Annotated in this window: 9 protein-coding genes and 1 pseudogene; all 10 read left to right on the top strand. The window is 24.0% G+C overall.

Going from position 1 to position 12,221, the window contains the following annotated elements; all coding sequences use genetic code 4:
- Positions 1-86: 86 nt before the first annotated feature.
- The 10 genes and pseudogenes from AACL05_RS01210 (at position 87) to trxB (ending at position 12,201) form a co-directional block, all read left to right on the top strand.
- Positions 87-449: a hypothetical protein gene (locus AACL05_RS01210; protein WP_338986117.1), complete on the top strand. Its 363-nt coding sequence runs from the start codon at positions 87-89 to the stop codon at positions 447-449.
- 397 nt (positions 450-846) lie between these two features.
- A complete protein-coding gene (gene uvrA, locus AACL05_RS01215; protein WP_338986118.1) occupies positions 847-3,717 on the top strand; it encodes an excinuclease ABC subunit UvrA in 2,871 nt (956 codons plus the stop codon).
- Between the two features lie 55 nt (positions 3,718-3,772).
- Positions 3,773-4,636: a hypothetical protein gene (locus AACL05_RS01220; RefSeq protein WP_338961871.1), complete on the top strand. Its 864-nt coding sequence runs from the start codon at positions 3,773-3,775 to the stop codon at positions 4,634-4,636.
- Between the two features lie 77 nt (positions 4,637-4,713).
- Complete coding sequence (locus AACL05_RS01225; protein ID WP_338986119.1) at positions 4,714-5,256, top strand: hypothetical protein; 543 nt, start codon at positions 4,714-4,716, stop codon at positions 5,254-5,256.
- Between the two features lie 196 nt (positions 5,257-5,452).
- On the top strand, positions 5,453-6,367 hold the full coding sequence (locus AACL05_RS01230) for a hypothetical protein (RefSeq protein WP_338961873.1): 915 nt from the start codon (positions 5,453-5,455) through the stop codon (positions 6,365-6,367).
- A 26-nt stretch (positions 6,368-6,393) separates the two neighbouring features.
- On the top strand, positions 6,394-7,350 hold the full coding sequence (locus tag AACL05_RS01235) for an SGNH/GDSL hydrolase family protein (protein ID WP_338961875.1): 957 nt from the start codon (positions 6,394-6,396) through the stop codon (positions 7,348-7,350).
- 54 nt (positions 7,351-7,404) lie between these two features.
- Entirely contained in the window at positions 7,405-8,580 is a 1,176-nt protein-coding gene (locus AACL05_RS01240; RefSeq protein WP_338961876.1) for a hypothetical protein, read from the top strand.
- A 488-nt stretch (positions 8,581-9,068) separates the two neighbouring features.
- Positions 9,069-10,016: pseudogene (hprK, locus tag AACL05_RS01245) on the top strand (HPr(Ser) kinase/phosphatase).
- A 33-nt stretch (positions 10,017-10,049) separates the two neighbouring features.
- A complete protein-coding gene (locus AACL05_RS01250) occupies positions 10,050-11,252 on the top strand; it encodes a prolipoprotein diacylglyceryl transferase (RefSeq protein ID WP_338986120.1) in 1,203 nt (400 codons plus the stop codon).
- Positions 11,236-12,201 (top strand): thioredoxin-disulfide reductase, encoded by a 966-nt coding sequence (trxB, locus tag AACL05_RS01255; RefSeq protein WP_338961879.1) that lies wholly within the window; start codon positions 11,236-11,238, stop codon positions 12,199-12,201. The genes AACL05_RS01250 and trxB overlap by 17 nt, the downstream gene beginning before the upstream one ends.
- Positions 12,202-12,221 lie beyond the last annotated feature (20 nt).

Below are 12,221 nucleotides of genomic sequence, written 5' to 3' on the forward strand. Positions count from 1 at the left end.
TAGAAGAACAATTAAAAAATTGTCAAGAAAAAAATAAAAAATCAGATGAAAGTAAAGGACAATGAATTCCTGGTGAATATAAATGAATGCCTGTTGGATCAAAAATGCCAGAAGGTTGAGTAAAAGTAGATCTTGCTAAAGGTTTAACAATAGTTCAGAGTGATAAAGAAGGACAAACATCAGGAAGTGTTGGAAAGCATAATCATACATTTTTAAATAATGGTCAGGTATGAACCACTCCTGCTTCAGCAAAACTAGCTTTTATTAATGAAAGAACTTCAGGATCATTAGGTTCTAAATATGTACCATTCTTAGGTAGTTATAATGATCTTTTGCGAACTAAAACAACTGCTGATACTGGAAAAGGCATATCTAATACCGAGAATAATTTAGCTGCTGGAATATTTGCTGAACTTTGACAATATCAAGGAGAAAATAGTAGTAGTTAAAGTTAATAAAAAAGAAAGAAAAAAATAATATAAATAAAGTTAATGGATAAATTTATATAATTTAAGTAAATAAAATTATTCCAATTATTTTTTCTAATAAAAAATAATTGGAATATAACATTTTTTAGTAATAATTAATTCTAATTTTTAAATTTTATTATAAAATGAGCAATTGCTGTATTTCATTTTTGAATATATATTGTTCATTTTTTTGTAATTTAAGTTTTTATATACTTTCTTTTGCAATAAATAATTTTAAAATTTTAAATATTGATTTAGATAATATTTTAAACTAATTATAATTGATATTCTTTAATATTAATTAGCAATAATGCTATTAAAGTTAACTATATATAGTATATAATTAATTAGAAAGAGCATATAAGTGGAGGAATAAATGACAGATAATCAAAAATATATTACTGTTAAAGGTGCACGTGAACATAATTTAAAAAATGTTAATATTAAAATTCCAAAGTATAAGTTAGTAGTTATTACTGGTGTCTCAGGAAGTGGTAAATCATCATTAGCTTTTAATACAATTTATGCAGAAGGAAGGCGAAGATATGTTGAATCACTTTCAGCCTATGCTCGTCAATTTTTAGGAAACAGTGAAAAACCTGATGTTGATGCTATTGATGGTTTAGCACCAGCAATTTCTATTGATCAAAAAACTACAAGTAATAATCCTCGCAGTACTGTTGGTACTGTTACTGAAATTTATGATTATTTGCGTTTACTTTATGCACGAATTGGAACTCCTTATTGTAATAAGGGTCATGGTCCAATTAGCACGCAAACTTTAAAAGAAATGGTTAATAAAATTAAAACGTTAGAAGATAATACTAATATTGAAATTTTAGCACCAGTTATTAATGCTAAAAAAGGTAGTCATCAAGATTTATTAGCAAAATTAAAACAAGAAAATTTTTTGCGAGTTAAAATTAATAATAAAATATATAGTTTAGATGAACCAATTGAATTGAATAAATCATTACGTCATGATATTGATATTGTTATTGATCGTATTAAATTTACCAATGATGATAATACTATTTCACGAATTCATGATGCTTTAGAAGTTGCTTTAAATCATAGTAATGGTTTAGCAAAGGTTATTTTATCGCAAACAAATGAAACGTGATTATTTTCTCAAAAATATGCTTGTAAAATTTGTGGATTTTCAATTCCCAGTTTAGAACCGCGTTTATTTTCTTTTAATGCACCAAGTGGAGCGTGTTTTGATTGTAAAGGCTTGGGAGTAAAATTAGAAGTTGACGAAGAATTATTAATGCCAGATTTAAAACTATCAATTAATGATGGTGGCATTGAGTATTATAAAAACTTAGTTGGTACTAGTAATTTAGAATGACAAAAATTAAAAGTTCTTTGTTATCATTATTTAATTGATTTGAATCAGCCATTAAAAAATTTAACAAAAACACAACTTAATTATATTATGCGTGGTAGTGATGAAGCCATTACTTTCAGTATTATTTCGGCAAATGGTCGTAAATATCCTAATCATGATTATATTGAAGGCATTGCCACTTTAATTGAAAGACGTTTTTTAGAAACAACTAGTGATTTTGCCCGTGATTATTATCGTAAATTTATGAGTGAACGCACTTGTTTAACTTGTCAAGGAACAAGATTAAATGAATTTGCATTGGCAGTTAAAATTAAAGATGAAAATAATAAAGAAATGAATATTAGTCATTATACTAATTTAGACATCGAAGAAAGTTTAACATTTATGTTAAATATTAAATTATTAGCTTATCAACAAGAAATTGCTAAATTAATATTAGTAGAAATCATTAATCGTTTAAGTTTTTTAACTAATGTTGGTTTAGGTTATTTAAACTTATCACGAATGGCACAAACTTTATCTGGTGGTGAATCACAACGAATTCGATTAGCAACTCAAATTGGTTCACAATTAACGGGAGTATTGTATGTTCTTGATGAACCTTCAATTGGTTTACATCAACGTGATAATGTTAAGTTAATTGAAACTTTAAAACAAATGCGAGATCTTGATAATACATTATTAGTAGTAGAACACGATGAAGATACAATGTGAGCAGCAGATTGATTAATTGATATTGGTCCAAAAGCCGGAATTTATGGTGGTGAAGTAATTGCTGAAGGTACACCACAGCAAGTTGCTAATAATCCTAATTCAATTACTGGAAAATATTTAAATGGTGAAAAATTTATTGCGTTACCTAAATCAAGAAGAAGTGGTAATGGTAAAGTTATTGAAATTCAAGAAGCACAAGCTAATAATTTACGTAAAATAAATGTTAAATTACCTTTAGGTAAATTTATTTGTGTTACTGGTGTTTCAGGAAGTGGTAAATCAACGCTTGTTAATGATATTTTATATACTAGTATTCAAAAGTATTTGGGTTTAAAGGGACAACGACTAGGAAAACATAAAGCAATAAAAGGGATTGAATTTATTGATAAAATTGTTGCTATTTCGCAAGAACCAATTGGCAGAACACCAAGGAGTAATCCGGCTACTTATACTTCAGTTTTTGATGATATTCGTGATTTATTTACACAAACACCAGAAGCAAAAATTAGAGGATATGCTAAAGGTAGATTTTCATTTAATGTACCAGGAGGAAGATGTGAACGTTGTTCTGGCGATGGTGTTATTAAAATTGCGATGCATTTTTTACCAGATGTTTATGTAACTTGCGAAATTTGTGAAGGAAAACGTTATAATAGTGAAACATTACAAGTTAAATATAAAGGTAAAAATATTTATGATGTACTAGAACTACCTGTTGATTTAGCATTAACTTTTTTTGCTAATCATCCAAAAATCCATAAAAAATTAGCAATGATACAAGAAGTGGGATTAGGATACGTAAAATTAGGGCAACCTGCTACTGAATTATCTGGTGGTGAAGCACAAAGAGTGAAGCTAGCTAAAGAATTACAAAAACGTGCTACTGGCAAAACTATGTATATTTTAGATGAACCAACTACTGGTTTACACGTTGATGATATTAAAAGGTTAATTGAAGTTTTAAATAAAATCGTTAATCATGGTGATACTGTTGTTGTAATTGAACATAACTTAGAAGTTATTAAAGTTGCTGATTACATTATTGATCTAGGACCTGAGGGTGGTAAATTTGGTGGTGAAATCATTGCTACAGGAACACCAGAACAAGTAATAACAAATCCTAAGTCTTATACTGGACAATATTTAAAAGAAGTTATTAATCGCGATTTGAATAGAAAATAATTAAAATATTTTCTGTAGTATTCTTGAATTTTAACAAAAGAAGTGGAGAAATAAAATGTCTTTAGAAGTAGTACCAAATTTAAAAGAAATACTTATAAATTCAACTATACAAAATGTTAAAAGTAATATAATAAAGTTAAAAGAAGTTTTTAGTACTTCTTCTAATATACAATACTTAGAATATTGATTTATTTTTTTTGAAAAAGATTTTTTTAAAAAAAATTTAAAAATAATGGAAAAACAGTATCAATGAATGCAAAAATTTTTAGTGAAAGTAAAAGACGAAGTAATTAATGATGAAAGAAAAGAACTTGAATTTCTTTCTTTTAAGTTTGAAAAAGAAAATTTTTTCCCATGAGATAAAGAACTAGAGTTTGAATTACTTGAATTTACTTTAATATGAGAGGAACAAAAACAGAAGGAAAAGGATAAACTCATTGATAAAATTACAGCATTAAAAATAGAATTAAATTGTAAATTAAGTAGTAAAAAATGAGAATTAAAAGAGAAATTATATAAAATTAATAATCAACAAGAAATTATTTTAAATTTTCATAATAATAGTCTTAAAAAATTAGAAGTTTTTCAAAAACAAAAAACAAGTAAGATTTTTAAATTTAAAAGTAAATTAGTTAAGTTTTTAACTTTTGGTTATTATAATTTTGAAATAAGATTAGTTAATAGAATAGAATGTGAAAAAGTTGTTTTAAATAATCAAAAAGAGCAACTTTATAAAATTGGATTAAAAATTTGTAATATCAAAAAAAGTTTGAATAAAGTTGAAATAAAAATTAGAAAAAAAAGACAAAGACTTAATTTATTTAAAGAAAATATTGTCTCTCTTGTTAAGGAAATAAATTCAATTAATGTACAAAATACTGAAATTTCAACAAATAATAGATTAATAACACAACTATAGTTATTCTTTTTATTTGTAATCTAAAATTGGAGAAAATTATTTTCATTTATATGATAAAATCTTACTTATATATAGACATGAAAGGATTTGTCACTTTGGAAAAAAGAGTATATTTTTTAAATTTTAATAAAAAAATTCTTAAAATGGATTTAATAAGTTTTGGAACTGGTTTAATAGGTATTTTTTTGGGAATTCTAAGTATTTTAGCATTACAACCTTTTTGAGATAATGATAAAGCATCACTTTGAATAACTGTTGTTGCAATTTTTTTTGATATTACTAGTTTTACTTTAGCTTTTCTACCTTTTTTCTTAATGTTCCGTTTAATTAGATTAAAGAAAACTTTGATAAAACAAAATATGAAATTATATCGAAAAGATCAATTTAGTATTTCGCTTGATTTTATTAGTTTTTGTTTAGGTATTATTGGAACAAGTTGCGAAATTATTAGTGTTATTGTGCTTTTACCTCAATTTAATGATAATAAAGTTTTTTCATATCAAATTACTATTGTTGCTGTTGTTTTAAATATTATTAGTTGTATTACTTGTTTAATGGCAACATTAATTACTATTAATATTATTAAAGATTATAAACAAAGAGGAAATTCTATTATTTAAATTAAGATAATTATTTTCAGTAATATCACAAAGTTAAAATAATACAATTATTTATTTATTTTATTTAAATAATTAATTTTTATAAAATTATTAAAATATAATAAATATTAAGATAAATTTTAGTATTAAAATTTTAAAAAAATATGTTAATTTGTTTAAAAGTAATAAACAAGTTTTAAGTCAGGAGTAATTATGAATGTTAAGTAGTATTTGAAAAAAATTAGAAAATAAAGATATTAAAATAAAATCTCAATTAGAAATTGTAAAAGATAATATTACTGAAATTATTACTTGTTATTATGAAAATAATAGAGATCGTTTAAAGTATCAACATTATTATAATATTGAAGATGCATTTAATTTGGCTTCTGATAAAATATTTGATTGTTCAAATTTTAAAATTTTATTAAAACAAAATCCAGAATATGAAAATATATTAGATGTAAATGTAAAGTTATTACTAGATTCTAATAAACATAAGCAGTTATTATTACATAGTTTAGAATTTTTTTATAATATTTTTAATACGGTACAATTATTTTTAAATAGTAATGTTGGAAATTATGTTTTAGATTATACAAATGTAACTTATAAATATAAAAAAGTAAATAATGAAATAAATAAATTAATAAAATTATTAGGTTATGCATTTATTGAATTTAAGAATCTAAATCAAGAACATGCTACTTGAAAGATTTATCATATAATTAAAGATAAAACTATTGGTTTGCTAGAAAAAATTTCTATAGAAAAAAATATTAAAGATATTTTATTAGACTTAAGCATTGAAAATAATGAAATAGAGCAATTAAAAAGTAATCTGATTAGGATTTATCACGAATATTTAGAAAATAGTAAAGAAGATTTTATAAAATATTTTGGTAATAAATTTACAGATAGAATTTGAATTTTATATAATGATACAGGATTATTAAAACATAAAAAACCAACTAAAGTTGAAAAAATAAATAAACTTAAAAAAGAAGATATAAAAGATGCATTAATTTGATTGAAGGATATAATAATTTTTTATTTTGTTTGTTATAATAAAAAAACAGCTGATAAATTATTTGATAATCTTTCAAAAATAAATTTAGAAAAAAATAATTAAAAATTAAAATAAATAAAGGAGAAGTTATGAATAATAATGAAAAAATAAAAGGTAACTTTTATGTTCTGGGAAATAGTTTATCAGACACAGGAGCATTAGTAAGTGGTTTTACAGCTCTTTTTAAGCATTTAAAGATATCTAAAATAGTTAAAATGTTGCCACCATTTTATAAAAATTCTTTTTCTAATGGTCCTGTGGCAGCACAAATTATTGCCGATTATTTGCATATAAATTTAACTTCTGCTTGAAGATTTGACCTTTTTTTATTTGCTGATGAGCAAATTGGTAATAATTATGCAGTTAGTGGAGCTTTAGCTAGTAGAAAAAAAGAATTAACAGTAGAAAGTTTTGTTATTAATCATTTTGATATTATTCATCAAGTAGATGCTTTAATTAGTCAGCATCATATTAATAGTAATGATATAATTTTAGTAGAGTTTGGTGGTAATGATATTTTATATGCTTTTAAACAATTATTATTAAACGACCAAGAAGAAATTATTAATAAAGCAGTTGAGTTAATAAAAAATGCTTTAACTAAATTGATAAATAAGGGTGCTCAACGTATTTTATTATGTAATGTTCCTAATATGAGTATTATCCCTTTATTTAAAAATAAAGAAAAAGATAAGGAACGTATTTTAAATTTAACTACTAATTTTAATAAAATGTTAGATAGTGTTATTGAAGAATTAAATAAAAATAAAAAAAATATTATTAAATATGATATGTTTGCAGCGATAACAAATGCTATTAATAAGTTTAAAAGCTTGAATATTAATAACAATATTATTGATGCAGCAGTTACTACTGATTTTAGTGAAATAATTAATAATGGTATTATTGTTCCTCATTTCAATGAAGGTGTTAATGAAGAAAATATTAATAATTATTTCTTTTTTGATAGCATTCATCCTAATAAATGAGCACATAATATTATCGCTCAAGAATTAATTAAATTAATAAATAATAATAAGAATTAATTAGAAATATTTATTTATAAGAGTTATAATTTTATTATAAAGGAAAAAATAAATATGAAAAAAGAATGAGTTAAATTAATTAAAGTAGACTTTATGCATGGTGTTGAAGAACCTTGATGTAATAACAAAGGTGTTGCAATATTACCATTTATAATTAAAGATGATGGTAGTCGTTATTTTATGCAAACATGTGAGAGTAATCCTTTATTTAATAAAAATAAGCTGGGTAAATATAGTTCAATTACTGGTGGAGTGGAAAATAATAATCCTTTGGAAACAGTTTATAATGAAATGAGAGAAGAAACTGGTATTTTTTTAACAAAAGATACACCTATTTACTTTTTAGGTACTCATTATGCTTCAAAAATAAGCACTAAAGTATGATATTATTATGCAATTGATTTAACTGCACTTAATTTGGATATTAATGATAAATATTATGGTGTTGGCGATGGAACAATAGGAGAAAATAGTTTATATAGTAAATTTATTCCTGAAACAGAATTACGGTTTTCAAACGATTCTTTTTCTCTGACAATTTATGGTGAGTTATTCAATTCTATAAGTCACAATTGTTTTAAAAACATTAATTTTAAAACATTATTATTAAACAATTATTGCGATTCAAAAGCAGAAATATTTAATTCTGCAACTAATAATAATTTGAAGAGAAATATTTTTATTTCGGGTATAGCTAATAAATATGAAGAATTTGGTACTATAAAGAAAAGTAAAAAATTTGTATTTGATTTATCAAATTTCTTATGTAAAGAAAATAAGAAAATAATAAATGCATTTGGAATCGGCGTTGGTGATGAAATAGTAAGTGGTGCTGTTAAGTATGCTAAAGAAAATAGTATTGTTTTGGATAATATTCTTGATGTATGACCATTTCCGCAACAACTTAAAAAAAGTTGACCAGAATATCGTAATCAGTTAATAGATAAAGCAGACATTGTACTATTTATTTTTGGTAATAAAATGGATAAAAATAATAATATTGTTTTATCAAAAGGTGTATTAAATGAATTTGAAATTGCTAGAAATAAAAATAAAATAATAATTCCTATAGCTTCAACTGGTTATGCTGCTAAAGAAATATTTATAAAAATAGAAAATGATATAGAAAATTTTAAATATTTAAAAGATTATTTACATGTTCTTAAGAATGAAAAAAATGCTGCAAAGATAGTTAAAACTATTATTCAAATTTTAGATAATATTAACTAGTAATATTTATTTATATTTTATTTCTTGGTGGTAATTGTGGAGGCGTGCCACTTCCATTTGGACTTAGTTGTCCTAAATAATTAATAAAATGATAATCTCATTTTTCAGAAACTAAATCACCAGTATTTTTTCATTCTTATTTTTATCAATAGTTTCATAAATATGATTTAAATTTTGATTGATAGATGATGAGATAATATTTTTTAATACTAATTGAAAAGGAATATAGTTGCTATTCATAAAAAGTTAACACTAATTTCTAATATTTTAATTTTTAACAATTTTTAAAGAATTATATCATAATAATTTTTATTTGATAATGAAATGTTTAGTAATTTTTTATTATATTATTCAATAGTTTTTTTAATGTTTTTAGAAACTTATGTATATTTTTGTTAATAATAAACTTTCTGTTGATATATTATATATAATTATATTATGTTTAAAATTAATCAAAAATTTTAATTATAAAAGGCAGGAAATTAAGTATGGAAAATCTTAGTGTTGGCGAAATAGTAACAAAATTTAATTTAACAATTTTATATATTAATCCCAAAATTCCAATTGAAAAAAGAATTATTACTAATATTGGTACTAATCGTGGTGGTTTAGAGTTAACAGGATTTAAAACTAAACAAATCTCACGTAGTCGTCGTATAATTTTATTAAGCAGTAAAGAAAGCGAATATATTTCCTCTTTACCAAAAACAGAATTTAAGAACCATTTTAGTAATATTTTAGAAGATCATATTCCTGCTATTTTTGTAACACCTAATTTTAAATTTAAAAAAGAATTATGTGACTGTGCTAAATCAATTAATTCAACAGTTCCAATTATTGAAGTATTATTTTTTACTTCTGAATTTGCAGCAACAGTTTCTACGTATATTGTTGAACGTTTATCTGAATCTAAACGTTTACATGGTACTTTAGTAAATATTTTTGGTTATGGTGTCCTAATTACAGGTGAAAGTGGTATTGGTAAATCAGAAACAACATTAGATTTATTACGTAATGGGCACTTATTTGTTGGTGATGATAGTATTGATATTTTAAAAGTCAATAATAAAATTGTAGGAAAAGTTAATCCGATTATTAAAAATTTAATTTAAATTAGAGGAATAGGTATCCTAGATATTACCAAAATGTATTGATATCATGTTATAATGCATGAGAGTCAAGTAAATTTAATTATTAATTTAATTAGAATTGAAAATGATGGTTGAACTAAAGTTGATCGACTTGGTGATCATAATAACTTTGATGTTTTTTTTGAAATTAAAGTGCCTAAAATAATTATTCCTGTTAGTCCAGGAAGAAATTTAGCTGATTTAATTGAAGCAGCAGTTATTAGTTTAAAATTAAAAGATGAAAGTCAAGACGCTACTGCTAGTTTTCAAAAACAAATAATTAGAAATTTAACAAAAAAGAAATAATTTAATTATTAAATTATCAAAAAGGAAAAAAATATGATTAATGATGATGGATACAATAGTTTAATTACCGATATTCCGGGAACGGGAATTCATATTTATTCGGTATTAATGGCAGTAGGGTTTTTAACTGCTGTCATTGCTTCATGAATAAAATTATATTGTCGTAATATTCCAACTAAAACTTTAGAATGAGGAACATTAGTTATTGCATTAGCAGGATTAATAGGAGCAAGAGCATGATATGTTCTTAATAATACTAGCACAATTGAAAATGCACTTGATGTAGTTGCCGTTTGAAGAGGTGGTATGGCAATTGAAGGAGGCGTTACAGTTGGAATGATAGTAGGATTCTTTATTTTTTATCGTACTTCAAAGCAGTTACAAATTTCAATGTGAGTTTTTATTGATTGTATTGTTCCAAATATTTTATTAGGTCAAGCAATTGGTAGATGAGGTAATTTTTTTAATCAAGAATTACTAGGAACTGATGTTGGTCATCCTTTCAGTTGATTACCAACATGAATAAATAATCATTTACATTATGGTTTTAATAGTGATAAACCAGATCCTGTTGCTGTTTATCGTCAACCTTTATTTTTATATGAGTCATTATCTTCATTATTTGGTTGATTCTTTTTAACGTTTTTTGTACCAAAAACAGGACAAATATTTAATAAAAAACCATGAAAATTAGATTCTTCGCAATTTATTTTGCCTTTAAAGACTAATCCAATTGTTGTAAAAGATTTTTTAAAACCTTGAACAGTTATTAAAAAAATTCATGGATATCGTAAATTTAAATATGAAAGTTGAAAACAAGCATATTTTGATTTTACACCCAATAAGAATAGTGTTAAAAGTGTTGAAAAAATACCTTGAAAAGATGTTAAAAAACATTCAAAAGTTAAATCAAAGATAAAAAAATGATATTTAAAGATTAAATATAATATGCAACCACATTCTAAATCTTTAAATACTATGTATAATCCTAATAATTATCGAGTAACATATGCAGGAGTATCAGGTAGTTTATACTTTGTCTTTTATGGTATTATTAGAATGATTTTAGAACCACTTCGTGATAATAGAGACATTATGAAAATAGCCAATGTTTCAACTTCAATGATAGTTTCTGGAATGTGAATTATTTTAGGTGTTATTTTAGTAATATTTGCACAAATTATTGCACCATCAAGATTTCGTAAAGGAGAATGATTATATGAAAAATCATACTAATAAAGAAAATAAATATGATTATGATTTAGTAGTTATTGGTGGTGGTCCAGCAGGAATGACAGCTGCTATTTATGCACAAAGAGCAAATCTTAAAACTGTGATTATTGAAAAATATATTGTTGGTGGAAAAATGATTAAAACTTCTGAAATTGAAAATTATCCAGGTTATGATTATATTTTAGGGCCTGAATTATCAGAAAAAATGCAAAAGCAAGTTGAGAAACTACAAGTTGAATTTGTTACTGATGAAGTTATTAAAATTACAGATAGTGAAAATCATAAAATTAAAACAGTCCTTTTAAGTAGTGGTGATATTCTTATTGCTAAAGGAGTAATTATAGCTACTGGTTCATTAGAACGTAAAATTGGTGTTCCTGGTGAAGAGGAATATTCTAATCGTGGTGTTTCTTATTGTGCTGTTTGTGATGGTGCTTTATTTAAGAATAAAATTATTAGTGTAGTTGGTGGTGGTTATGCTGCTTGTGAAGAATCTTTATATTTAACAAGATTTACTAATAAAGTTAATCTTATTCATCGTCGTGATCAATTTCGTGCTGATGATAAAACCGTTAATAAAGTTAAAAATAATGAAAATATTAATTTAATAACTGATCATGTTGTATTAAAAGTATTAGGTACTGAGGATAAGAAAAAAGTAGGTAAATTAGAAATTCAAAATATTAAGACTAAGGAAATTAGTGAAATTACTACTGATGCCTTATTTCCTTATATTGGTTCTGATCCTGTTACAAAATTTGTTAAAGATTTAGATATTTACGATAGCAATGGTTATATTATAGTTAATGATAAGTGTCAAACTAAAATCCCGGGATTATATGCAGCTGGTGATGTAATTGCTAAAAATTTAAGACAAATAGTAACTGCTGTTAACGATGGAGCGATTGCAGCACAATATTTAATAAATTTTATTGATAATTTTAATGAATAAAGTGTACAATTGAGGTGATA

The organism is Spiroplasma endosymbiont of Thecophora atra (genome assembly GCF_964019735.1).
GTDB lineage: Bacteria > Bacillota_I > Bacilli_A > Mycoplasmatales > VBWQ01 > Spiroplasma_E > Spiroplasma_E ixodetis_A.